The sequence below is a fragment of the Frankia umida genome, assembly GCF_023242945.1.
GTDB lineage: Bacteria > Actinomycetota > Actinomycetes > Frankiales > Frankiaceae > Frankia > Frankia umida.
Map to the genome: position 1 here is coordinate 139120 of NZ_JALKFT010000012.1, position 24434 is coordinate 163553.

A 24434-nucleotide genomic window follows, 5' to 3' on the forward strand; every position below is an offset into this window, starting at 1 on the left:
CCCCCCCCCCGGGGGGGCGGGGCGGGGGGGCCCCCCGCCCCCCGCCGCCCAGCACCGCGCCGCCCCGGCGGGGCCGGCGAGGTGCTGGGCTGCCAGGTCCCTTCCTGCGGGCAGATCCAGGACCTGACCGTCGGGCAGCAGACGCACCCTCGGCGCTCCCCGGGAGACCAGTACTCTCCGTACACGCAACGCGGGAGTGGTGGGACGGTGCGCCTGCCTCGGACGGATCGAGGTGGCCCCGGTCAGCTCTCCTGCGTCGGAACCCCGAACCAGCTGATCACTTTGCCACCGAACTTCATGTCGCCGTCCACCTTGATCTTGCGGGTGAGGAACAGCTTGGCGCCGTTGGCCTGCCCGGTCAGCACCCGGACGAAGCGCACCCGGTCGGTCGTGATCGTCAACTGCCGGCCCTCGGGCGCGGTGGTGGAGGGTTCATGCGCGAGGGCGCACTCGCCATCCCTGATACGCAGTTCGTACGTGCGGGTCGCACCGCCCGACCCGCCGCTGAGACCGAACCGCACGACCGCGTTCTCGCCCTTGGCCAGCTCAGGGTGGAAGTTCGCCTGCATCTGGCGGAAGATCTCGTCCAGGACGTCGTTTCCGCCCGGGCTCGAGAGCAGGTCGGAGACCTCCCGCTCCGACATCGCGGCCAGCGTCGTGATGAGCTTGGCCGGGTCGGCGCTGGGATCAACGGCGAGGTCGGACATTGACCACTCCATTCGTTTCGGCAGACGAGGCGCCTGACGGGTGCCGGGCTTCGGCTTTGGCACCCGCCTGCTTCGCGGGCACGTGTGCACGCTAGCGAACGCGCATGTGGCTTACATCGCCCGGTGGCACCTTGGCGTAAGTCGTGGCGTGCCGGTGGCTATCGTCTGGGCATGGTTGCCGCCGCGCCGCCGTACGTAGAGGTCGACGGTCGGGCGGTCTCGCCCGGGGTCTGGGGGCGGCTTGCCCTGCTCTCCCATGGGCATTTCACCGTCATGCAGGTGCGCGGCGGTGGGAGTCGCGGCCTGATGCTCCACCTGCAGCGCCTCGACACGGCTCACCGTGATCTCTACGGCGAGCCGTTGGACGGCGACCTGGTACGCGCCCGCATTCGCCAGGCACTCGCATCCTTTTTCCACGTCACCGGCGCGGCGTACGCCTCCCGCGCGCCGACGTCACCGCTGGCGGACGCGGTACCGGTGGACGCCACCGTGCGGGTCATCGCGACTGATCCTGCCGGGGACGGGCCGGGTGTACTCGTCGTCGTGGTCGGGCCGCCGACCGACGCGCCGCCGACGCCTCGTCGGCTGATGTCCGTGCTTTACACCAGGCCCTTTCCACGTATCAAACACCTGGGCACTTTCGGACAGCTGGAACACGCCCGCGCCGCGTTGCGCCGCGGCTTCGACGAGGCCCTGCTGACCACGTCGGACGGGACGATCACGGAAGGCGCGAGAACCAACATCGGGTTCGTGGCCGGCGACACCGTCACCTGGCCGGACGCGCCGTGCCTGACCGGTGTGACCATGGCGCTGCTGGAACAGGGTGCGGGCAGCATGCGCGCACCCGTGCGGTTGGCGGACCTTTCCCGGTATGACGCCGCGGTCATGACCAACTCACGCGGCCTTTCTCCCGTGGCTGCCATCGACGACCACCATTTCGCCGGATCGGACTTTACCGGCGAACTGGCCCGACGCTACCACGCCATCCCACACGACTCAATCTAGGAAATGTACCGACCGGGCGACCACGAATTGGTCAACTGATTTATCCTCGCCACTTCGGCGACTTTTCACGACCATTTCCCAGAGGCAGATCCACCCCTGTTCCCACTTTTCCACAGATCACCTGGAACCTATTTGCACGAGGCGGAATGCCCGGTAGCGTCGTGGCCGTCGTCAGGGATTTTCCGCGGCCCCCAGGGGTCGAACCCGTCACGCCCGCCATGTCCCGCATGGCCGCGTCCCGTGAAGGAACCGCCCGATGCCGCTCTCCTCCGCTCGGCTTCTGATCGCCCTTCTTCTTCTGGAACAGCACCGCATCGAACCCAGCCGGGTCGCCGCGCGGTATCCCTTCCCGCCCGCGGCCGAGCGTCAGTTCGTGCGGGCCGCGGCCGCACTCGCCGCTGGCCGTCCCAAGGGAGCCCTCCGCGAACTGCGGCGCAGCGAACACGACCGGGCCGACCCTGATCATGTGGCCGTGCACGAGGCGCTCTGGCTCGCCGCGCTGGCGCTCGATCGCAACTGGGCGCCCGACGGCGCAGGCCTTCGCCATTGCGGCGCGGCCCGCCCCGCTGGGCGACCGTCCTCGCAGCGCGACGTACCGGCGGCCACGCCGCTGCTGTCCAGGTGGACGGCGCTGGCGGTCCAGCGGCAACGTAACGATCATCTTGACCCGCGGACCGCGGCCATCTGCGTGCTCGGCGCCGAAGTGATTCCGGGTATCCGGATGGCCCGAGCCCGCCTGTGGTCGGCCCCGCCTCCCCCGCGGGAGTCAGGCGACGCGGTCCACCGGTGGCGCGGGAGCGGCTCCCCCGACCCCAGCGCTTCCTCGACGGCCGAATCCTCGGCGACCCGGCCCCCGATGACCCTGTCCTCGACAACTCTGTCCTCGACGTCCCTGTCCTTCGCGGCCGTGTCCCCGCCGACGAGATCTTCGGCTGATGCGGCTTCGGCCGACCCGGCGCTCACGTCCGCTACCGAGGCTGGCCCGACCCCCGTTCTCCCGTCCCCGGCCGGCCAGGCCGTCGCCGGCCCCGTGGTGTCGGCGGAAGCCGCAGGGAGCGCCGCCCAGGCCCCGTCACCCGTTCCGTCCCAGCCCGCTTTGCCACGGGGTGCTTCATCCCCGGCCGCGATGTCGTCGGCGGCCGCCACGCGAAGCCGAGCCGCGCTGTACCCGACCAGTGCGCACGGTTCCGAAGCCGGGGCGGATGGCCTGTCGGCGCTGGTCGCGTCGGCGATACCGCCGTGGGGGGTCGCGGCGCCGTTGGCGTTTCGCTGGGCCGCCCCGGTCAGTCGGCCCCGTCCGGATGGAGCGGCGCATGGCCTGCACCGCATGATGGCCCGCGGGCGAGCCCGAGGCGGTCCACGCCTGTTGACACGCGCCCGCGCGGGCATGGCCGGACAGGCCCGCGCCGCGGAGCCGGGTCTGGTGCCACCGGCCGCGGCCGACACGGAGCCGTCCGTGGGGGGCCGTCCTGGCGACTCGGGTGTCGGCGTACCCACACAGGCCCCGGCGGCGTCCAGCCGGGACGCCCCGCCGAGTCCGGTGCCGCGGACCGGCCCCGGCGGGCGCAACGCGCCGCCTACCGCACGGGTGGATGCCGTCCCCCGCCGTGATCTCCCCGGGCCGGGTGCGGGCCAGGCGTGGGTGCAGGCGGTGGACGCGCTGGTCATCGCGGACCTCTTCGTCGCCCGGCTGGCGGACCTCCCCGTGCGCCAGGCCCACGCCTACGGGGTGGTGCTGCGGGCCGATCTGCTGTTCCACATGGGCCGTGCCGCCCAGGCGAACCAGGCCCTCGACTCCCTCGAGGTCGCCGGGCAGGCCGACGAGACGACCCACGCGCACATCGCCCTGGTCCGCGGTGACTGGGCCGGCTATCCCAACGGAGGAGCGCAGACGCTGGGCCGTCGAGGGGACGGCAGTCTGCTGCCCACCCAGCGGCGGGCCGATCCGGATCTCGCCGAACAGCTGTGGCGACAGGCGCTGAACGGCTACGGCGACCTCGGCTCCAACGCCGGACGGGCCGCCGGGCTGATCCGCCTCGCCGAGGCCTCCACGGCGACCGGCCGTCCGATGTTGCGCCGGGCCCGCATCGACGAGGCCAGCCGCCGGGCCAAGGCCGCCGGCGACGAGGCGCTGGCCTGGACCACGCGCGTGCACAGCCTGATCGAACGGGTAAGGGCCGGCGAGGCCCCAGCCGGCGAGGTGCACGCGATGACGGCGGCGCTACGCGAATGGAGCCGTCTGGAGGGGAGTGAAAGCTACGGCCAGGGGCTGTGTCGGCTGCTCACCACCGCGGCCAGCGAAGGAAACCCGCGGTGACGGTCCCACTCGGCTCAGAGCATCGTCCGGCCCGGGTACGGCGGCGGGTCGTCCTCGACCGGTGCGTCCGCAGGCAGCGCCCGACCGGCGGCCGACCGCGTCGGCGCTGGCCTCTGCGGCTGGGACGACGCCGGTACGACAGCCTGGGGCTGAGGCCCTGGCCGGGGCTCGGGCTGGGACGCGGGGTGCGGTGGCTGCGTGATCACCGGAGGATTGGCCCGGTGGCCTGGCAAGCTCACCCAGGCCTCGCCGACGTACTTGGCGTCGACCACCGCCGGGAACAGCGCGAAATCGGCGGGATCGAGGTCGCGCAGCCCTTCGGCGACCGTGTCCCGGTAGAAGTCCGGCGACAGCGCCAACACAAGATCGGCTGCCGGGTAGCTGTCCAGGATCGCGCGGACGGCCACCGCGTTCACGAGACGGTCGACGACCACCACCGCATCGCCCGCGGCTCCCCCACCGTCGACGACGATCTGACCGTGGTGCAGCGACAGCCGCAACCGCACCTGGTCCGACGGTGCGCGTACCCGGTTGAACTGGCGTTGCGCGATGCGCAGTTCACGCACGAAATCGCTGGCCAAAAGGTCCCTGGAGACGTTGGCGTCGAGCGCGCACAGACAGCCGTCGCCGCCGTTCTCGTGCAGCAGCACGGCGTCGGCGACGCCGGCCCGGTCGAGGGCGGTGTCGACGATCCCGCGCACGCCGGCCCGCACGTCCACCTGGCCTTGCAGGTCACGCTTGCTGTAGCCGCTGGCATCCACGCGAAAGAGGTTGGCGTGCCGCGACGCACCGGGTGTGCCGCGGTGAGCGGAGTCCGACCCGCCCGTGGCCGGCCCCTTCTCCGCCCCGGCGACCGTGGCCGATGCGGGTTGGAAGGCCGATGCGGGCTGGAAGACGGACATGTCGGGGAACTTCTTCGCGGCGGCCGCGAGCAGGCAGGCCCGACCGTTCTGCAGGATGCCGTTGTGCAACAGGTGGGCGATCTCGGTCCAGAACTGGTGGGACGAGCCGTCGAAGACCGGGATCTGATCGCGACGCAGGCCGGCGTCCTCCAGCACCTGGACGGCCAGGCCCCGGGTGTCAAAGACGGTGGCCAGCGCCTTGATCTCCGCCTCGGTCAGCCGCTGCGTCACGCGTTCCCCCGAACCGGTGTGTGACCTGCCAGAACTCAGTCTATTCCGTGGCCTCGGGGTTCGAAACGCGGCCAGAACACCAGGACCCCGAGAGCCGCGACGCGGGGCCCTCGGGGTCCTGGTGGTGGTGCTGGTTCAGTGGGGATCAGTGCGGGTCGGTCAGATCAGGCCGAGCGCGCGCACGGCTTCCCGCTCCTCGGTGAGTTCCTGCACCGAGGCGTCGATCTTCGCCCGGGAGAACGCGTCGAGCTCGAGGCCCTGCACGATCTGGAAGGAGCCGCCGGAGGCGGTGACCGGGAACGACGAGATCAGGCCCGCGGGAACACCGTAGGAGCCGTCGGAGGGCAGCGCCACCGACGTCCAGTCGCCCTTGGCGGTGCCGTTCACCCAGGTGTGGACGTGGTCGATCGCGGCGGACGCGGCGGAGGCCGCCGACGAGGCACCGCGGACCTCGATGATCTCGGCGCCGCGCTTGGCGACCCGCGGGATGAACTCCTCCTCGATCCACTTCTGGTCGTTGACCGCCTCGGCGCCGCTGCGGCCGCCGACCTCGGCGTGGAAGATGTCCGGGTACTGGCTCGCCGAGTGGTTACCCCAGATGGTGATCTTCTTGATCTCGGTGTTCGCGACCCCGAGCTTCTTCGCCAACTGGGCGATCGCCCGGTTGTGGTCGAGGCGGGTCATCGCGGTGAACCGCTCGGCGGGGACGTCCGGCGCGTGGGTCTGGGCGATCAGAGCGTTCGTGTTCGCCGGGTTGCCGACGACGAGCACCCGGATGTCGGAGGCCGCACCGCTGTTGATCGCCTCGCCCTGCGGCTTGAAGATGCCGCCGTTGGCGGACAGCAGGTCGCCGCGCTCCATACCCTTGGTCCGCGGGCGGGCCCCGACCAGCAGGGCGACATTGGTGCCCTCGAAGGCCGCCTTGGCGTCGTCGAAGACATCCACGCCGGCGAGCAGCGGGAACGCGCTGTCCTCAAGCTCGAGGGCGGTGCCCTCGGCGGCCCGGACAGCCTGGGGGATCTCCAACAACCGGAGCTTCACCGGCGTGTCCGCGCCCAGCAACTGGCCTGACGCGATGCGAAAGAGCAGCGCGTAGCCGATCTGACCGGCGGCGCCGGTGACGGTGACGTTGACGGGCGTTGAACTCACTGGCATCTCCTGGTACAGGTCATCCGGAGGTCGGACGGCGGGCCGGACCGGACCGACAGGCGATCGTCACCGGACCACCGAGCTGCGCTGCTGTTTCCGTCGCGCCGCCAGTGATGCTAGTCCGAGCGCTGCGCACACGGGTGGCCAAGCGCCACCTAGCGGCTCACACCGCACGCCCGAACGCGCTATCGCGCGATCGTCTGCCCACAGCGGGGCGCCGGAGGCAGCACCTCGAAGCCGGTGGCGGCATGGTTGACCCGCAGGAACGTGTAGCACTGACTCACCTGGGCGGTGCTGGTGGCGAAGTCGACGGCGGCGGGCAGCAGGCCGTCCGCGGTGTAGCCGCGCAGCGCCCGCAGGCCGTGCAGGAACAGCGCGCGGCTCGGGCAGGGGCCGGCCGCGACCAGCCCACGCAGGAACATGTCGGCCGAGATCCATCCGGCCAGAGCTGCCTGCTGGGTGGGCGGGGTGACCTGCGGCGCGTAGGCGCGCATCCCCGCCAGGAAGCGGCGGTGGGCGGGCAGGTTCAGCTCGAACGGCTGGTAGTCGGTGAACGTGTAGACGTCGGGCAGGGCATCGCGGTAGCGCTCGAGCAGACCCTGGTCGTAGTTCGTCGGCGACAGGATGACCCGCAGCTTCGAGGGTTTGCCGCGGGTGGCACGCAGCAGGCTCGCGAACGCCGCGCCGGTCACCGTGCCGATCATGACGTCGGCGCCGCTGGCCCGCACCTTCTCCCCGAGCGCCGCCACGGCGATCAGGCTGGTCGCGTCGACGCGGTCCACGACCGGGATGCCGGCCGCGCGCAGGCTGCGTTCCATCTCGTCGGCGAGCACCATGGACGTCTGGGAGAAGGCCGACTGGATGAGGACCGCCCGGTGACCGCCCTGGTCGGCGACGAACCGCCCCCAGGTGGTGACCGAGGAGCCACGGGCCACCAGGTTCGAGTAGCTGAACATGTTGTCGTGGCCGGCCCAGTCCGGGTCCAGGGAGGTTCCGGTGACCGGGATGCCCGCGCGGTGCAGAAGGTCGGCCGAGGCCCCGGCGGACAGGGACGACTCGATCAGGCCGAACACCGCGTCGTTGTCGACCAGGCTGTGGGCGGCGGCCTGGTTACCGGCCGGGCTCGACGCGTCGTCGCGCCAGGTGTAGGTGATCTGGCGGCCGTTCACCCCGCCTGCCGCGTTCGCGACGCCCAGGCGCGCGTCGACACCATCACGAAAGGTCGCGAACAGGGAGGCCGTGATGCCGGTGTCCGGGTAGATCAGGCCGAGGCGTATCGCGTCACGGCTGATGCCCGGACCCGCGCAGGCCGCCGCCGGGGTCACCGTCGAACTGGTGGACGTGCACGCCACCAGCCCGGACACCGCGCTCAGGCAGGCCAGCGCCGCGCGGGCCCACCGACCGCCGCGCCCGGCGGGCCGGCGCCGCCGACGCACCGCGGAGCGGGTGACTCCGGCGCGGCGAGCCGTGATGTCGGGCACGGGCCGACGCTATGCATCCGATCAGGTGCGCTGCCATGTATTGGGCAACTTGTGAGATTGCTCAGTATGCGGCGGCGGCGGCGCGGGCGATCGCCTCGTCGTGCGGGGTCGGCCCGCCGCTGACACCTACCGCGCCGACCACCAGGCCGTCGCGCCACAGCGGAACGGCGCCGGTGAGCCCCGAACTGATCGGTCGGGTGAACGCCGGCCGATGCCGGACCAGCCCACCCTCGAGCCCCCGGCCACCCGGCCCGCGACCGAGATCATGATCACGGTCGTGGTCGGCGAACACCCGGCCAGCGCCGCCGCCGCGGTCCAGATCGAGGTCGACGTCGCCGGGATCGGCGTCGATCCCCACGGCGGACCACTCCGCCGGGCCGTCGTCACCGCCATGGTGCACCAGGCGCGCCGGCACCGCGGGCAGCGCCGATGCCCGCGCCGCGCAGGCCCGGTCGACGGAGATGTCGGCGGTCCGTAGCCGGGCGTTGTCCATCCGGACGTGGGCCACCAGAATCCCGGCGTGATCGACGACGGCGATGTTAACCGGTTGGCCGAGGTGAATCGCATACCTTTCCCCGGCGGCGATGATCCGACGGGCATCCTCGAGCGATACGGTCATCCGCGACTCTCCCCATAAAGCGGCGTTCCGGTGCGCCTGACCATAGGCCCACAACGACCGTCCGGTGGTGGAAGGCGCGCCGCACAACAACCGTTGCGTACGCGGGTTCCCCATGTGGGCGACGGGACACAGAAGGACACACAAAGCCCCGCGCTGGCCAGGCCGCCCCCGCCCGGCCGGACGGGACCGGTGCCGGCAGGCCCCCACGGGACGATCACCGCACTCCGATCGCAGAAAGCACCCATATCGCTACACGCTCGCCGCGGCGCTGTCGGCGGGCAGGTCATGGGGCGATCCGCACTGCTCCAACGGGCCGGCGGTGACCGCTCGGGCGCCCCCAGCGGCTCTCCCCCACCACCCTGGCACCACCTGGCCGACACCCGCCGACCGGGCCATGGCCGTCCGTCGGCTCGACGGCACGGCCCGATCGCCCCATCCGGCTACTGGCCCGCCGGGGGCATCGCTGGCCCGGACGGGTGGAGGGCGATGTGGGTGGGCTCACCGCCGGCGGCCGGCGACCGCGGCCCGATCGGGCCCGGTCCGATCAGGCGGCGGCGGCCAGCGGAAGCACCAACCGCGGGAAGCAGTGGATCAGCCGGGTCGTCAGCGGACCGCCACCGGGCATGTCCGCGAGCACACCGGCGAAGCGATGATCGAGGCGTCCGAGTCGTTGCAGGCCGCGCAGCCGCAGCAGGCCGGGCAGATGCGCCTCGATGGCCTTCTGGTCCGGCCGTGGGGCGCCGTCAAGCCAGGCCTCGAACTGGGCCCCGGTCATGATCTCCCAGACGATCGTGTCGGCCACCGCACCCGTGCCGTCCGTGATCGTCACCAGGTGTGGCACCCGGACCAGGTCCCGCAGGCCGCGCAGGTCCGGACGCAGACCCGAGGTTACGACGTTGTTGGCCAGCCACGGGTCGGTACCGGTCGCCGGCCCACGCAGGACGTTGCGCAGGTGGGAGGCGAACGCGAGGGCGAGCGCGCTGCGCCCCGGGGGGCTTGGATGCGCGTGCAGCACGACCGCGTCGATTCCCGGCGCGCGGACACGCTCGGCCGCGGCCCGCACGAGCCAGGCCGGCTCGACGAGCACGAAGCCCACCTGGGCGTGACGTCGGTCGTCGCTGCGATCACCGTCACCGAGGCCGAGGTTGACCGGGGCGCCGGTGACCCGGGCATCGACCTCGGTGACGGCAGTAGTGGGGCCGGTGACGGCCGCGCGCAGCCACCGGCAGGTGATCAGTCCGTCCGCTCCGGGCAGCGAGAGCGACGGAAGGTCACCGGAGTTGAAGATCCGTTCTGCGGCAGGCGGGGGCATGCTGTCTCCGGTCCGGGACGCAGGCAGGCACGCGAACGCGACGGCCGAGCGCAGGTCGGCCGGTGGTCGTCGCACGGACAGGTCCGGCCGCAACGGCTCCGGCGGACCGAAGGACGAGGGCGAAGACGAGATCGAGGGCGTATCGGTACCCGGGCGGGCCGTCATCGCCGCGTGCGGGCGTGCCGGCAGGGCAGGGACAACCGAGGTCAGCGGGGACATGGCGGCGCGGACTACTGGAGGAGGTTGTCGAAGTCGCCGTCCTTGGCCCCAAGTATCAGGGCCTCTATCTCGGCCCTGGTATAGACCAGGGCGGGCCCGTTGGGATGACGGGAGTTACGCACGGCCACCTCGTCGCCAGGCAGCTTCGCCATCTCGACGCAGTTGCCCTGGGAGTTGCTCCGACGGCTCTTCTGCCAGGTCACGCGCTCGAGCGCAGTCGCTGGCATGCCGCTGTAGATCTTGCTCACGCGTTTCTCCCCACGCCCCAGGGCAGCGCACGACAGCGAGCCCTCACCCCACGCGGTCCGCCCACGACACCTCGGCTGGGCCACGCCGCGGCTGCGGACCGGCTTCGCCTGCCACTGCGACGGGGTGCCCCACTGCAACCCCACGAACTCGTCGCGTGTGCGCCTGCACGAACTTCGGCTCACGATACAGCACGGGCGGGTGCACGTGCATCAAGCGGGAGGCGTGTGCGCGCGACGACCTCACGTGCGATCGGCGGGGAGCATCGCACCCATGCAGACGCCCGAGGGCGGGCACATAGTGCACGATCATTCGCCATGCCACCTGATGTCGTCCAATGTCCCTGCAAACCATCACATGACATGATCATTGAGGGCCGCCCTCGAGCCGTCACCCGCTCGGCCGACCACACCCCGACACCGGACGATCTCCAGCCCGGACGACCCAGCCCCACCCGACCCCAGCCCCGCCCCACCCGACCCCAGCCCCGCCCAGCCCGACCTCCGACTCCCCCGACCTCCGACTCGGTGCCGCCCGACCGGGCCACGCCCGACAAGGCATCGAATCGCCGACGAAATCCGTAAAGTGAGGGAATCGAGCCATGGGGCAGCTTGCAATTCGCCCCAGATGCGGCAAATCCCCATATTGATCTTCACCTTGGGGAAAACGCGTGCGAGGGGCCCGGGGGGTGTCCACATTCGGGCCGCGCACGGCACCAACGGGGGACTACACGAGAGACAAGGACGTTCGGACCAGCCATGCCCGCACCGCGACCCACACCCGCACCCGCGGGCACCAGGGCGCAGCGGGCGAGCCGACCTCGACGTGACAGCCAAAGCAACGAGGGCCCACCAGCAATCCACGGGGTGCGTAATCGCACGATCAGATCCCTCGCCGGACGCGCCCCAGACCCACATTTCCACCCGGGCGGCCCCCAGACCGGGACCAACAGCCCATCTCCGCACAGAACTCCGACCTGGGCCGACCACCCCGGACGTCGATCCGGGGGCGATCGGGGCGCGGGACCTACCGGGATCGAGCTACCCGAGCGTGCCGGCGGGCGCTCCCGTCGCCCGCAACGTCAGGTGCAATCAGACATCGGGTCGCCCAGCGCGGCGTCGGCAGGCACACGACACCGAAGACAGACGTGCGCAGATGATCTCGGACGGCAACGGAGGCGGAAGGTGACGACGAGCAACGCAGCGTCACCACGGTGGCGTGAACACGCGGGGCCCCACCCTCACCCACGCTCATGTGCTGCAAAGAAACAGAACGGATGTCCCGCATCACAGCGTGCCACGATCTCGCCCGTCAGCCCACACCAATCGGGCCATCCGACGCGGCGGACGGACACCCATCTCACATACTCTCCGTGAGCGAGTATACAAATAACACTCACCACGCTAAACAAGCGACTGTCGATCAGGCATGAGAACCAGAGACACAACCGGATCAAGAAGATCAGATGTCATACTCTTGCGTTGACCGATGGCGAGGGGGCCGACCGTGACGACAGCTCAGCCGGGAAGTGGACCGACGGTACGTCGGATCCTGCTCGGCTCTCAGCTCCGTCGACTTCGCGAGGAGAAGGGCATCAGCCGAGAGACGGCCGGATACCACATCCGGGCGTCGGAGTCGAAGATCAGCCGGATGGAGCTGGGCCGCGTCAGCTTCAAAGAACGCGACGTGGCCGATCTACTGACCTTCTATCAGGTCACGGAGGAAGCGGATCGAGCACCTTTGCTCGCGCTCGTCCGGGAAGCGAACTCGGCCGGCTGGTGGCAGAACTTCAATGACGTCCTGCCGAACTGGTTCCAGCCGTACGTCGGGCTCGAGGAGTCGGCTCAGCTAATCCGTACGTACGAGGTGCAGTTCATTCCGGGCCTGCTCCAGAGCGAGGACTACGCCCGCGCCATCATCAACGGTGGTGGCAACGCGCTGCCGAGCGATGTCGTCGAGCGACGAGTCAGTGTACGGATGAACCGACAGAAGCTGCTGTACCGCACAAATCCACCACGCCTGTGGGTGGTGGTCGACGAGGCAGCCCTGCACCGGCCGATCGGCGGTCCGAAGGTGATGCGCGGTCAGCTCGAGCACCTGATCGAGCTCGGCGACCTGCCGAACCTCACACTGCAGGTCATGCCGTTCTCCTTCGGCGGTCACGCGGCCGAAGGCGGTGCCTTCACCATCCTGCGTTTCCCGGAGATGGACCTGCCCGACGTCGTGTACCTCGAGCAGCTCACCGGTTCGTCCTACCTCGACAAGCGCGAGGAGGTCGACCGGTACATGGAGGTCTACAACCGCCTCAGCGTCGACAGCACGACCCCGGCCGAGACCCCCGACCTGCTCCGCCAGGTCGTCGCCAGCCTGTAGGACCAGCGCGCGGAGGACCAGCGCCGCGGCTCGGGCCAGGGGTACTGGCTCCGAGCTCCGGGCTCGCGGCGGCCCGCCGCCGCCCCGTCGGCGGGCCGGTGGGTCAGGCGCAGGGCCAGGTGAGTTCGAGGCTCAGCCAGCGATCCTCGACCTCGACCTCCACCCCGACCCGTGCCGCCGTCTCACCCGCGGGCACCGACACATGCGCGGACCGTGCGGATGCGTCCCCGGACAGGATGTTGGTGGCCACCGCGGCGCCGAGGACCGCGCCGGGCAGGGCCAGGTCATCCGGCCAGGGCATGGTGACGTAGACGCTGCCACCGGCCGGCGACCACATCACCGTCACGATCGCCGGGCCGCTTGCGGCGGCCGCCAGCACCTCGCCGACCAGGTCGGCCAGCGCCGCCCGCACCGGCACGGGGGCGGTACGCAGATCCCCGGACCGTTGGATCTCGACGCTGATCCCCGCGCTCTCGGCGTCCGCGAGCACCGGATCAAGATCGGCCAGTGCCGAGGACGGCCCGCCGCCGGTGAGCATCCGTCGGATCGCCGCCGCCCGGGCCGCGCTGGCGCTGCGCACACTGGCAGCGGAGGGGTCACGCCGTCCGTCGGCGACGTCGGACAGCAGCGGCAGGACGTCCCGTTCGACGGTGCGCAACCAGGCCAGGCGCTCGCGGCGGATCATCGCCGACGAGTCGGCGCTCGCGGCGAGTTCGGCCTCGGCGGCGTGCATGTGCGCGGTGTCCATGGCGGTCCGGCGCAGCAGCGGCCCCAGCATCGCGGTGATGATCTGCACCGCGCAGCAACCGTAGACGACCGAACCCAGCCGGGCGATCACCAGCGGGTTGTTCCCGTCCCGGATCAGCACCAGCCCGGTGACGAGCACGACCGCACCGAGCAGCGCCGCCGTCCACTCCCTGGCCGGACGGGACGCGGTGACGAACGCGAGCAGCAGGGGCAGTACCACCAGCGGCCAGTTGGCGATGCGCACGACGTCCGCGCCCACGGTGTTGCGCACGCCGGCCACGCAGATCCCGCCGCCGACCGCGAGCAGCAGCAGCGTCTCGGGTCCCGACAGCGGCCGGCGGCGCACCAGTACCCTCGCCACCGCGACGACCCCGGCGAGCACCACCCACAGCCCCACACCCACCAGCGGCTCACGTACCCAGCCAAGCGTCCCCACCAGCGGCGCGAGCATCAGAACCAGCCAGGCGGCCGCGACGTTGCCCACCGCCCGACGCAGCCCCGCCGAGTACTCAGCCCCAAGATCAGCGGCGATCGCCGCCACGTTCCGCCGGTCCGACACGAACCCGGTCGGACGCCCACCGCCAGCCGTCCCACCACCAGCCCGCCCACCACGGGGCAGCCCACGGCTGAACAGCCGACCGCCGAGCAGCCCACCGCTGAGCAGGCCGTCTCGCAACGAGCCACCACCGGGATCATGGTCGGAGACGATGCGCGGTGTGCGCCACCGCAACTCGACCGTCGTGCCATACCCGCGGGACGAGATGATCTTCACGGTGCCGGCGACATCCTCCAGACGACCGATGATGGAGTGACGCAACCCCAGCCGCGCGGAGTCGACCAGGTCAGGATCGAACCCCCGGCCGATGTCGCGCACCCGCACGGTGATCTCGTCCGGACCGCCATCCAGAACCACCCACGCGTACCTTGACCCGGCGTGCCGCTCGGCGTTCGCCAGCGCCTCCCGGGTCGCCCCGGCGAACGCCGCGACGACCACACCCGGCGGCTCACCGCCCACCTGCGCACCACCACGATCGTTGCCGCCAGCGTCACCGGACGTCGCGGGGCCGCGAGGCGGTCCGTCGACGAACTCGACGACCATGCCCCGTCCGACCGCTTCGGCGACGACTTCGGCGAGACGTTCGGCCAGGGCGGGACCGCCGTCGCCGCCGGGGCCCAGCAGGTCCTGCACAGCGACGAGGCTCTGCTCGCAGCGGCGCTGGGCCAGCGCCACATCCCGGCCGCCGCCCCAGGCCAGGCCGGTCAGGGTGTTGAGCACCGTGTCGTGAATGACACGCTCGCGCTCACGGCGGTCCCGGGCGACCGCGAGCACCACCGCCTCCCCGCGATGGCGGGCCACGACGTTCGCCCAACGTCGATCGGCTGTCCGCGCGATCTGGCGTAGGCGGCCGATCGACATCCCCAGCAGCCCCGGCGCGACGACCAACAACGCCAACTGCGCGATGACCTGCGGGCTGTGGCCCCACCCCCCCACCAGCGCACCGGCGGCGAGCCCCAGCACCGCCGCGGCGGCGATCCTGCGCGGAAAGGCCCAGACGGCCGTGACGGCGGCGTTGACGACCGCGAGGAACACGAAGTTCCCGCTGTCCCCGATCGAATCGCCGGGGAGCAGAACTCCCGCGGCGATACTCAACGGCAGCGCGAGGGCGACGCCCACCGCCGCCAGGGCCCGCCCGACCCCCCACCGCAACCCCGCCAGGCAGAAGACCACGTGCCACACCGCGGTGCAGCAGAGCACACCCGCCGCCAGCGGATGATCCCAGTACCAGTCCCAGACGACCAGGTAGAACACGGTGAGTGCGAGCGCCACGGCCCGCAACGCGACAAGCACGCTGGTCATGACCCGGTCAAGTGCCCGATGCGCCCGGCCGACCCGCTCCGAGGCCCGACCCAGCTCCAACGCCGCCGCACCGAACGCCGACTCGGTCATCCCGACGCCGCCACCCACGCCGACGTCACGCCCCCCACCCCGGCCGCCATCACCAGCATCACCGCCACCGCTGCCGCCGGCCGCACCTCGGGCAGCACCCGAACCGGCCACCCCACCGTCGGGGCGATGGACGCCAGCCCACTCGCCCGCAGCACCGACCAGCCCGTCAGTGGCCGCGCCGGTCATCGAACCCGGCGGACGGCTCGACCGCCCGACTTTCCCCCGAGGGAGCCCGAGCCCCCCAAAATCGTGGCCGTCTCGTCACCTTCCGCCAGAATCGCGTCGGGGTTTCCACCCGGAAATCTTCTCGAAGGTTACAACCCGACCGCAGCCGGTCGCGCCGACGGGCCCGGGTCCGGGACAACTTCCCGCCCGTCCCGCGCACCGCGCCCATCCGCGTCCCACATCCAGTCACGGACCGCTGGCGGTCGGAAACGGCCAGCGGTTCGTGGTCGGTGGCGGCCAACACCCAGGCCACGGTCGGCTGCCGAGGGGTGGCCGGCCCAGGCCGAGGCCCGAAGCCTGGGCGGCCTGGCCGACGCCTGGCCGGACGCGGCGGCTGGACGGCTCGGACATCTGGGGTGGGCAGGCCGTGCGGTGGGACGGTTGGTGCCCGTGATGCCCTAGGCTTGATGACGTGAGGAGGGACCGTCCGTGAATGCTTCGCCGTCCGGTCCCCCATCCAGCGGCTCGGCAGCAACCGCGGCGGCAGGGCCAGAACCGTCCGATCCGCGGGCTGCGGATGCCCCACCCCACGACCCCCAGTCGCCTGACGCGCAGACGACGCGCGGGCCGCACGCCCGGGAAGCCCGCACGGAGCAACCGCGGAACCGGCCTGCGCGGACTCGGCGTGCGCAGTCCCGCAACGCACGGACACCGGACCCGCGGACACCGGACGCACGGACACCGGATGACGGTGCGCCGGATGACGGTGCGCCGGATGACGGTGCGCCGGACGCGCCGCCGGTGGAGTCGCAGCCGGCGGTGCGGGTGGCGGAGTTGACGGCGCGGTTGGCGCAGTTGGCGCCGCGGGACGCGCACCGGCTGGGGCGGCGCCTCGCGGACAGCCGGCGGACGCGGGACGCGGCGTCCCGTCAGCGGGTGCTGGCCGCGATCGCGGCCGATGTGGAACGGGCGGCCGCCCGGGTGGAGCGGCGCCGGCAGCGGGTGCCGACGATCAGTTACCCCGAGGCTCTTCCGGTGACGCAGCGCCGGGACGAGATCCTGGCCGCGATCCGTGACCATCAGGTGGTCATCGTGGCCGGGGAGACGGGGTCGGGGAAGACCACGCAGATCCCGAAGATCTGCCTGGAGCTCGGCCGCGGCGTACTCGGCATGATCGGGCACACCCAGCCACGCCGGATCGCCGCGCGTACGGTGGCCGACCGGATCGCCGAGGAACTCGGTACGGCGGCACCGTCCACCGGCGGTGGGGTCGTGGGTTTCCAGACGAGGTTCACCGATCAGGTGCACGACGAGACCCTCGTCAAACTGATGACGGATGGCATTCTGCTCGCCGAGATCTCCTCGGACCGCGCCCTGCGTCGCTACGACACGCTCATCATCGACGAGGCGCACGAGCGCAGCCTCAACATCGACTTCATTCTCGGCTATCTGCGCTCGCTGCTGCCGCGCCGTCCGGACCTGAAGGTCATCATCACGTCGGCGACGATCGAGACGGACCGCTTCTCCGCCCACTTCGGCGGCGCCCCGGTCATCGAGGTCTCCGGACGGACCTACCCGGTCGAGGTCCGTTACCGACCGCTGCTCCCCGACTATGCCCCGGAGGACGACCCGGACGGCGACGCGGACAGCGACCCGAACGGCGGCGGCCCAGGCGGCGACCGAAGCGGTGGTCCGGCCAGAAACGCGGGTGGTGGCGCCCGCTCCGAGGGTCGGGCGCGGTCGCCGGAACGGGACCAGACGCAGGCGATCAGCGACGCGGTGGACGAGCTGTTCGCCGAGGGTCCGGGCGACATCCTGGTGTTCCTGTCCGGGGAGCGGGAGATCCGCGACACGACCGAGGCGCTGTCCCGGCAGGACCGTCCGCACACGGAGATCGTGCCGTTGTACGCACGGTTGTCGGCCGGCGAGCAGCATCGGGTGTTCGAACCGCACACCGGCCGGCGGGTGGTGCTGGCGACGAACGTGGCGGAGACATCGCTGACGGTGCCTGGCATTCGGTACGTCATCGATCCCGGCAACGCCCGCATCTCCAGGTACAGCGCGCGCACGAAGGTGCAGCGGCTGCCGATCGAGCCGGTGTCGCAGGCGTCGGCGAACCAGCGCAAGGGCCGTTGTGGCCGCACCGCGGACGGCATCTGCATCCGGCTGTACAGCGAGTCGGACTTCGAGACGCGACCGGAGTTCACCGACCCGGAGATCCTGCGGACGAACCTGGCGTCGGTGCTGCTGCGGATGGCCGATCTCGGGCTCGGCGACGTCGCCACCTTCGGCTTCCTCGACCCACCGGACTCTCGGCAGATCCATGACGGCGAGCTGCTGCTCACCGAGCTCGGCGCCTTCGCCGTCCCGACCCCCGAGGCCGAACCAAAACCCAGCCCCGAACCCAACGCCAGCCCCGAACCCAAGGCCAGCCCCGAACCCAAGGCCAGCCCCGAACCCAAGGCCAGCCCCGAACCCGGGCCCCACCACGAAGCTGGACGCGGACGCCCATCGGAGGGACGGCGGCAGCTGACCGCGTTGGGGCGGCGCCTCGCGCAGATTCCGGTGGATCCGCGGCTGGCGCGGATGGTGCTGGCCGGGGATGAGCAGGGTTGCCTGCGCGAGGTGCTGGTGATCGCGTCGGCGCTGGCCATCCAGGATCCGCGGGAACGGCCGGTGGAGCATCAGCAGGCCGCCGACGAACGGCACGCTCGCTTCGCCGATCCGACGTCGGACTTCCTGGCCTATCTGAACCTGTGGCGGTATCTGCGGGACGCCCGCGGGGAACGTTCGGCGAACCAGTTCCGGCGGATGTGCCGCACCGAGTTCCTCAACTACCTGCGGGTCCGCGAGTGGCAGGACGTCCACGGGCAGCTCTCCGCCGTCGCGCGGGGGCTGAAACTCGACCTTGGCGATCCGGACGGGCCAGCGGCCGATCCGGTGGCCGTGCACCGGGCGCTGCTCACCGGCATGCTGTCGCATCTTGGCCGCTACGACCCCGAGCGCCGCGACTACGCCGGTGCCCGGGGCGGACGGTTCATGCTGTGGCCGGGTTCGGCGCTGGCCCGTCGAGGCGCCCGCGTCGGCACCGAGGCGACCAGGCAGCCGGCCGACGATCCGGGCGACGAGCAGACCCAGGGCCAGGGCAAGGCCCAGGCTCAGCAGCGGTCGGCGGGCCCGCCGGCCTGGGTGATGGCGGCGGAACTGGTCGAGACGTCCAGGCTGTGGGGTCGGACCGCGGCACGCGTCGATCCGGACTGGGTGGAGCCGCTGGCGGCGCATCTGGTGCGGCGCACCTACGGGGAGCCGCACTGGTCCCGCCGGCAGGGGGCGGTGCTCGCCGACGAGCGGGTCACGTTGTACGGGGTGCCGATCGTCACCGGCCGGCCGGTGCGGTACAGCGAGATCGATCCGGTGCTGTGCCGGGAGATGTTCATCCGCCATGCGCTGGTCGAGGGCGACTGGCAGACCCGGCACGAGTTCTTCGCGCACAACCAGCGGCTACTCGCCGACGCCGAGGAGCTCGAACATCGGGCGCGTCGACGCGGCATCGTCGTCGACGACGAGACCCTTTTCGCGTTCTACGCCGAGCGGGTGCCCGCCGACGTGGTGTCCGTGCGGCATTTCGATGCCTGGTGGCGTCGGGCCCGCCGCGAGGATCCACGTCAGCTCGACTTCTCGCTCTCGCTGCTGGTGTCCTCCAGCGCCGGCAACATCACCGAGGAGGCGTATCCGGATGTCTGGCAGGTCGGCGCGGTCACCCTGCCGTTGACCTACCAGTTCGAACCGGGCTCGGCCGCCGACGGGGTGACCGTGCACGTCCCGCTCGCCGTGCTCAACCAGGTCGACGCCGAACCGTTCACCTGGGGGGTGCCGGGGCTGCGCGAGGAGCTGGTGACGGCGCTGATCAGGGCGCTGCCGAAGGTGGTCCGGCGCAGTTTCGTCCCGGCGCCGAACTACGCGCGGGCGGTGCTCGAACACATCTCGCCGTCGGGCGGGGCGTCGCTGCTGGTGGCCGTCGAACATGAACTGCGTCGGATGGGCGGTCCGGAGATCCCCCGGGACGTCTGGACGCTGACCGCCGTCCCCGATCATCTGCGTGTCACGTTCCGGGTCGAGGGCGCGCGAGGGGAGGTGCTCGCCGAAGGCAAGGACCTTGACGCGATCAAGGCGAAACTGCGGCCGCGGACCCGGGCCGCGGTGGCGGCGGCCGCCGACGGCATCGAACGCCGTGGTCTGCGCGGCTGGACCGGCGTTGGCACGTTGCCGAAGGTGGTGGAGCTGCGTCGCGGCGGGCACATCGTGCGCGGCTATCCCGCACTGGTGGACGAGGGGGACACCGTCGCCGTGCGGGCCACCGACACCGAGGCCGAGCAGCGCACCACCATGTGGTCCGGCACCCGGCGGCTCGTGCTGCTCGGGGTGCCGTCCCCGATGCGTGGGCTCAACGGCCGGCTGTCGAACGCGGCCAAGCTCGCGCTTTCGCACAACCCGCACCGCGACGCCGCCGACCTGCTCGAGGACTGTGTCCGCGCCGCCTGTGACCGGCTGATCGCCGCCGCCGGCGGCCCCGCCTGGGACGAGGCCGGTTTCACCGCACTGCTCGCCGCCGTCCGCGCCGGTCTGCCGGACGGGGCGTTCACCGTGGTCCGCGAGGTGCAGGAGGTCCTGGCTCTGGCGCACACCGTCGAGGGCGGTCTGCGCGAGGTGCGGGCCGCGGCGTTCGCTCCGGCGGCGGCGGACATCCGCGCCCACCTCGACAGCCTGATCTATCGCGGTTTCGTCACCGACACCGGCGCGGACCGCCTACCCGACCTGACCCGTTATCTCACCGCCATCGGACGTCGCCTCGAACGCCTGCCCCGCGACCCGAACCGCGACCGGCTCAACATCGCGACGGTCGGCCGGGCCGCCGCGGCCTACCGGGAACTGCTCGCCACCGTCCCCGCCGGCCGCGAACCGACCGAGGAGATCCGCCGGGTCCGCTGGATGATCGAGGAACTGCGCGTGAGCCTGTTCGCCCAGAACCTGCGCACCCCCTACCCCATCTCCGAGGAGCGCGTCTACCGCGCGATCGACGCCCTGCTCGGCTGACCAGGCGCCCTCGGACGCCCGATCCCCGGACGGTCCGCCCGGATCTCCGGCGTCCGACGTCCGACGTCCGACCGGGGTCTGGCTCCCGGTCGGACGGTCGGCGGCCGAGGGTGGCTCGGGCTCAGGTTCGGACGAGCTCGAAGATGGGGATGACGCGATCGGTCTTGGCCTGGTAGTCGGCGAAGACGGGAGCCTGGGCGACGATCCGCGGGTAGAGCGCATCCCGCTCCTCGCGCGCCAGCTCGCGGGCAACCACGTCGCGCGCGTCGGTACCGCCGCCGTTACCGATCTCCACTCGGGCCCGCGGATGGGCCCGCAGGTTGTGGACCCAGGCCGGGTCCACGTCGGAGCCGAGGTAGGAGCCGACGACCAGGGTCCGGCCGTCGATGTCCAGGTGTGCCAACGGATTCAGCCGGGGCTGACCGGACCGTGCGCCCGTCGAGTGCAGCAGAACAAGAGCGCCACCGGGAAACTGGCTGACCGTGCCGCCGTTGGCCCGAAACTCCTCGATGATCTTCTGGTTGAAGTCCGTCAGCGAGTCGGTGTCGGAGGACAGTTTGTCCTTGTCGATTTCGGTCATTGTGCGTACAACAATCCGGCGGTCGGATGCATTCCACCGTCCGACCTCGCGTGCCCCCGATGACTCCTGGTGACCTCGCGCGCCTCCTCGCCGCCAGGCATCGCCCGGCGTGACCATTCTGTCCGCGAACCGACGGGGGCATGGTGGGTCTGACTGGCACACTGGACGGGTGACGATCGGGGGCAACACGAACGGCCTGGACGACGACACCCAGTGGGATTTCTTCGTCTCCTACACCCAGGTGGATCGGCCGTGGGCGGAGTGGATCTCATGGGTGCTCGAGGAGGCCGGCTACCGGATTCTCGTCCAGGCCTGGGACTTCACCCCCGGATCGAACTGGATCGTCGGCATGCACAACGGCATTCGCCGGGCCGCCCGCACCATCGCGGTACTTTCCGAGGCGTACACCCGTTCCGTCTACGGCCAGGCTGAATGGCAGGCCGCCTGGACCGCCGATCCCGACGGCGCGCGGCGCAAACTGCTCGTCTTCCGAGTCGAGAACTGCCCGCGTCCGGGCCTGCTCGGTCAGGTCGTCTCCATCGACCTGTTCGGCCTTCCCGCGCCCGACGCCCACGCCATCCTCCGGTCAGCCGCCCGCCTCGCCGTGACCGGTGACCGGGCCAAGCCCACCACCGCCCCGCCCTTCCCCCTGGGCGGCACCGCCCGGCGCGACCCCCACGACATCCCGGACCTACCCGCCTGACCCGGTGCGGACGAGTTCGGCACCCACCGCCTCACCCACCGCACCGGATGCCACCGCCTCCGCCGGCACCGGCACCGAGACCGGCACCGAGACCGGCACCGAGACCGCCGTCGTGGCGGGTGCCGAGGTCGTAGCTGATGCGGAGGCCGCAGTGGCCGTCGCACCCGTCCCGGCCGTCATACCCGTCGCACCCGTCGCGGCTGCTGTGGCCGTCGTCGCCGCGGCCGTCGTCGCCGGGGCGGAGGTCGCGTCGTCCAGGGAGAGCGGGGCGGAGAAGTCCCACAGGGCGCCGATGGCCCACCACGGCCAGCTGTGCCCGCCGTCCCACAGGACGTGACGGATCGTCGAACCCGGCGCGAAGTGGGTCGACTCGGTCTCACCGTCGGGCAGGAACATCGTCAGATAGCTGGACCAGCCGCCGCGCCAGGGCACGGTCGTGTCCGCCGTCCCGTGGATGTGCACGAGCCGCACCGGCACCTCCGGACAGGACACCAGAGCCTGACCGCCGACCATCCCGACGGCGGCGACGAGATCCGGCGCGTCGCAGGCGATGCGCGCGGCGAGCATCCCACCGTTGGAGAAACCCCAGACGTAGATCCTGGACCGGTCGACCGGCGTCACCCGAGCGGCGTCCGCCACGATCTGCCGAACATACGCGACGTCATCGGTCAGCACATTCCCACAGCATCCGCCGGCATTCCACGCCTCGTGGACGCCCACCCCATACGCGACCGCGAAGTCGTGGCTATCGGCAAAACTGTCAGCGCTCGAGGCCTGCCGCAACGTCTCGGCGTTGTTCAGCAGTCCGTGCAACATAATCACCAGGGGCCGCGCACCGCCCCGGTACATCGGCGTCACCACAACGTTTGTATGCAGCTCATATGTTCGCCCGGACGCCAACCGCCGCACCGAGTCCCGCGTGCCCGTGGCTTTCCCGGTAGTTCCCGGACCGGCGCCGCCCGGGGCACCACTTTCTGAGGCGGCACCAGTTCCCGAGGCGGCCGCCCCCAGAGCGACCCCCGCCGGATTCGTGGCGGCGGGCGATCTCCCGGTGGCGGCGGAGGTGCCGGCCGGTAGGGATGCCCGGGGATCAGCCTGGGTGGATCGGGTAGGCGCGGCCGGGGCATGCACTGCCGGGGACGCGCCGGAGGTACCGGCGCCGACCGGCGTGGCTGCGACGGCGGTCGGCGGGCCGGGGTCGAACGGCTCGGGGGCGACCAGCGCCGAACCGGCCGGCGTGGACGAGGCCGACGGCACGGTCGCCAGGAAGGCCCCGACGAGGCTGGCAGCGACCGCGAGCGCGAGCGCGACGACCCGAGCAAGACGGCCTCGCCCCCCAGACCGCCCCCAGGTACCGCTCCAGCCCCGGCCGCGCTCCCCACCCCGCACGGACACTGGCGTCTCAACTCCTCGTCTCCGCCCGGTCAGAGCGGCAATGTTAGCCGCTTAGCCTCAAGAACTCCTATAGGGGCTAGAACAGCACACCAGGGGATGATCCAGCCCGCCCCGACCCCCCAGAACACCCGACCGAACGTGCCCGACCGTGCCGTATGCGCCCCACCCGCAGACACCCACCCACCCATTCCGGGACGGACCGCACTCCCCCGCCTCCCCCTCGCACCCGCCGCTCCGTCCCCCGCGATCCCGGCCCTCCGTCCCCCGCGATCCCGCCCCTCCATCCGCCTCCGTCCCTCCCCTCCCCACCGATCCCGGCCACCTCCAGCCGCCTCCGTCCACCCCGGCTGCAGCCGTCGCCACAAGCACCCAACCCATTACCATTGGCAACACCCATCCCTCGCCGCCGACGCCATTCGGCCCCTATCGCCGATGGCGTTTCCCCCGCCCCTTTCACGCGGGCCACAAAGGTCCTTGATCGAATCTGCCGGGGTCCAGTGAAAAGGATCGGCTCCAGATCCTTCGCCAAGCTCAGCAGAATCGCCTGAACCTCGGCGATGCGGTCGTCCGAAGCCGACCTTCGCACTCCACCACTCACCCGACGCGACCGAGAACCAAGCTCCGCAACGAAGAAGGCGACCGGCGCGGCCCGCTCCAGCTCATGCCGAGGGTTGTTCGGTAATCAAGTGGCCCATTTCCCGAAAAACCCTCGGCGCGCCCTCGCATATACCTCGGCAACGGCGAGCACTCGGTACGCCACACCCGAAAGTCACGAGGTCGCGAGGTCGAGAGTGGTGATGGAGGTGCCGTCGGAGGCCGCGCAGATGTGGAGGACTGCGCGACGTCCGGTCCGTGCGGTGTAGGCGGGACGGAACGTCGAGCCGAAGGCATCCACCTGGGTGCGGTCGACGAGGGCGATCGCACATCCGGCGAAACCACCGCCGGTCATCCGGGCGCCGTAGCAGCCGGGGGCGGCGATGGCCGCCTCGACCGCCGCGTCCAGCTCGGGGCCGGACACCTCGAACTCGTCGCGCAGGCCACGATGCCCCTCGACCAGCAGCCGTCCGGCGGTCTCGGGATCGTTGCCGGTCAGGGCCGCGACGACCGCGTCAACCCGGGCGTTCTCGGCCAGGACGTAGCGCGCTCGACTTGACATCCTCTCCGCCCTGAAGGGTGGAGATTCCAGCCTGCTACGCCGCTGTGGGCGTGAGCTTCTGGCGGGTTCCCGTTTCGCGGCGCGA

General features: G+C 71.4%; 17 protein-coding genes. 5 read left to right on the forward strand and 12 right to left on the reverse strand.

The annotated features are described in order from the left end of the window. Positions 1 to 242: 242 nt before the first annotated feature. Entirely contained in the window at positions 243 to 707 is a 465-nt protein-coding gene (locus tag MXD59_RS14105; RefSeq protein WP_248825209.1) for an SCP2 sterol-binding domain-containing protein, read from the reverse strand. 171 nt (positions 708 to 878) lie between these two features. Here MXD59_RS14105 and MXD59_RS14110 point away from each other — a divergent pair, with 171 nt between their 5' ends. Next, on the forward strand, positions 879 to 1712 hold the full coding sequence (locus MXD59_RS14110) for an aminotransferase class IV (protein ID WP_248825210.1): 834 nt from the start codon (positions 879 to 881) through the stop codon (positions 1710 to 1712). A 256-nt stretch (positions 1713 to 1968) separates the two neighbouring features. Continuing rightward, positions 1969 to 4029, forward strand: a complete 2061-nt coding sequence (locus MXD59_RS14115; protein ID WP_248825211.1) for a hypothetical protein — start codon at positions 1969 to 1971, stop codon at positions 4027 to 4029. 14 nt (positions 4030 to 4043) lie between these two features. Here MXD59_RS14115 and MXD59_RS14120 read toward each other — a convergent pair whose 3' ends face one another. The 6 genes from MXD59_RS14120 to MXD59_RS14145 all read right to left on the reverse strand — a co-directional run bounded on the left by MXD59_RS14120 (position 4044) and on the right by MXD59_RS14145 (position 10190). Next, positions 4044 to 5162 (reverse strand): effector-associated domain EAD1-containing protein, encoded by a 1119-nt coding sequence (locus tag MXD59_RS14120; RefSeq protein ID WP_248825212.1) that lies wholly within the window; start codon positions 5160 to 5162, stop codon positions 4044 to 4046. A gap of 159 nt (positions 5163 to 5321) precedes the next feature. Next, positions 5322 to 6311 (reverse strand): malate dehydrogenase, encoded by a 990-nt coding sequence (locus MXD59_RS14125; protein ID WP_163547923.1) that lies wholly within the window; start codon positions 6309 to 6311, stop codon positions 5322 to 5324. 185 nt (positions 6312 to 6496) lie between these two features. Continuing rightward, complete coding sequence (locus tag MXD59_RS14130; RefSeq protein WP_248825213.1) at positions 6497 to 7792, reverse strand: ABC transporter substrate-binding protein; 1296 nt, start codon at positions 7790 to 7792, stop codon at positions 6497 to 6499. 61 nt (positions 7793 to 7853) lie between these two features. Continuing rightward, positions 7854 to 8411, reverse strand: coding sequence for a GlcG/HbpS family heme-binding protein (locus tag MXD59_RS14135; protein WP_248825214.1), 558 nt, complete (start codon positions 8409 to 8411; stop codon positions 7854 to 7856). Positions 8412 to 8955: 544 nt separating this feature from the next. Beyond that, positions 8956 to 9723, reverse strand: coding sequence for a hypothetical protein (locus MXD59_RS14140; protein WP_248825215.1), 768 nt, complete (start codon positions 9721 to 9723; stop codon positions 8956 to 8958). Between the two features lie 230 nt (positions 9724 to 9953). Then, positions 9954 to 10190: a DUF397 domain-containing protein gene (locus MXD59_RS14145; RefSeq protein ID WP_163547925.1), complete on the reverse strand. Its 237-nt coding sequence runs from the start codon at positions 10188 to 10190 to the stop codon at positions 9954 to 9956. 1504 nt (positions 10191 to 11694) lie between these two features. Here MXD59_RS14145 and MXD59_RS14150 point away from each other — a divergent pair. Next, positions 11695 to 12561 carry a Sco1979 family transcriptional regulator gene (locus tag MXD59_RS14150; protein WP_248812012.1) on the forward strand — a complete coding sequence of 289 codons (867 nt, stop codon included), beginning with the start codon at positions 11695 to 11697 and terminating at the stop codon, positions 12559 to 12561. A gap of 103 nt (positions 12562 to 12664) precedes the next feature. On the opposite strand, the gene MXD59_RS14155 is transcribed toward MXD59_RS14150, so the two are convergent. Both MXD59_RS14155 and MXD59_RS14160 read right to left on the reverse strand, forming a co-directional pair. After that, on the reverse strand, positions 12665 to 15256 hold the full coding sequence (locus tag MXD59_RS14155; protein ID WP_248825216.1) for an ATP-binding protein: 2592 nt from the start codon (positions 15254 to 15256) through the stop codon (positions 12665 to 12667). After that, positions 15253 to 15411 (reverse strand): hypothetical protein, encoded by a 159-nt coding sequence (locus MXD59_RS14160; protein ID WP_248825217.1) that lies wholly within the window; start codon positions 15409 to 15411, stop codon positions 15253 to 15255. The genes MXD59_RS14155 and MXD59_RS14160 overlap by 4 nt, the downstream gene beginning before the upstream one ends. An 811-nt stretch (positions 15412 to 16222) precedes the next feature. On the opposite strand from MXD59_RS14160, the gene MXD59_RS14165 reads away from it, so the two are divergent. Further along, the gene (locus tag MXD59_RS14165; RefSeq protein WP_248825218.1) at positions 16223 to 20515 is read left to right on the forward strand and encodes a DUF3418 domain-containing protein; all 4293 of its coding nucleotides are present in this window, start codon (positions 16223 to 16225) and stop codon (positions 20513 to 20515) included. A 121-nt stretch (positions 20516 to 20636) separates the two neighbouring features. Here MXD59_RS14165 and MXD59_RS14170 read toward each other — a convergent pair whose 3' ends face one another. Further along, positions 20637 to 21095: a nitroreductase family deazaflavin-dependent oxidoreductase gene (locus tag MXD59_RS14170; protein ID WP_248825219.1), complete on the reverse strand. Its 459-nt coding sequence runs from the start codon at positions 21093 to 21095 to the stop codon at positions 20637 to 20639. 169 nt (positions 21096 to 21264) lie between these two features. Between MXD59_RS14170 and MXD59_RS14175 the strand changes: the two genes are divergently transcribed. Next, the gene (locus MXD59_RS14175) at positions 21265 to 21798 is read left to right on the forward strand and encodes a toll/interleukin-1 receptor domain-containing protein (RefSeq protein ID WP_248825220.1); all 534 of its coding nucleotides are present in this window, start codon (positions 21265 to 21267) and stop codon (positions 21796 to 21798) included. On the opposite strand, the gene MXD59_RS14180 is transcribed toward MXD59_RS14175, so the two are convergent. Together MXD59_RS14180 and MXD59_RS14185 are read right to left on the reverse strand one after the other, a co-directional pair. After that, positions 21787 to 22647, reverse strand: a complete 861-nt coding sequence (locus tag MXD59_RS14180) for a CE1 family esterase (protein ID WP_283096896.1) — start codon at positions 22645 to 22647, stop codon at positions 21787 to 21789. The two genes, MXD59_RS14175 and MXD59_RS14180, sit on opposite strands and share 12 nt — an antisense overlap. A gap of 1315 nt (positions 22648 to 23962) precedes the next feature. Next, complete coding sequence (locus tag MXD59_RS14185) at positions 23963 to 24349, reverse strand: hypothetical protein (protein WP_248825221.1); 387 nt, start codon at positions 24347 to 24349, stop codon at positions 23963 to 23965. Positions 24350 to 24434: the final 85 nt, after the last annotated feature.

Coding starts and splice junctions, on each gene's coding strand:
- MXD59_RS14105 (WP_248825209.1), bottom strand. CDS start 707: ATGTCCGACCTCGCCGTTGATCCCAGCGCCGACCCGGCCAAGCTCATC.
- MXD59_RS14110 (WP_248825210.1), top strand. CDS start 879: ATGGTTGCCGCCGCGCCGCCGTACGTAGAGGTCGACGGTCGGGCGGTC.
- MXD59_RS14115 (WP_248825211.1), top strand. CDS start 1,969: ATGCCGCTCTCCTCCGCTCGGCTTCTGATCGCCCTTCTTCTTCTGGAA.
- MXD59_RS14135 (WP_248825214.1), bottom strand. CDS start 8,411: ATGACCGTATCGCTCGAGGATGCCCGTCGGATCATCGCCGCCGGGGAA.
- MXD59_RS14140 (WP_248825215.1), bottom strand. CDS start 9,723: ATGCCCCCGCCTGCCGCAGAACGGATCTTCAACTCCGGTGACCTTCCG.
- MXD59_RS14155 (WP_248825216.1), bottom strand. CDS start 15,256: ATGACCGAGTCGGCGTTCGGTGCGGCGGCGTTGGAGCTGGGTCGGGCC.
- MXD59_RS14170 (WP_248825219.1), bottom strand. CDS start 21,095: ATGACCGAAATCGACAAGGACAAACTGTCCTCCGACACCGACTCGCTG.
- MXD59_RS14180 (WP_283096896.1), bottom strand. CDS start 22,647: ATGTACCGGGGCGGTGCGCGGCCCCTGGTGATTATGTTGCACGGACTG.
- MXD59_RS14185 (WP_248825221.1), bottom strand. CDS start 24,349: ATGTCAAGTCGAGCGCGCTACGTCCTGGCCGAGAACGCCCGGGTTGAC.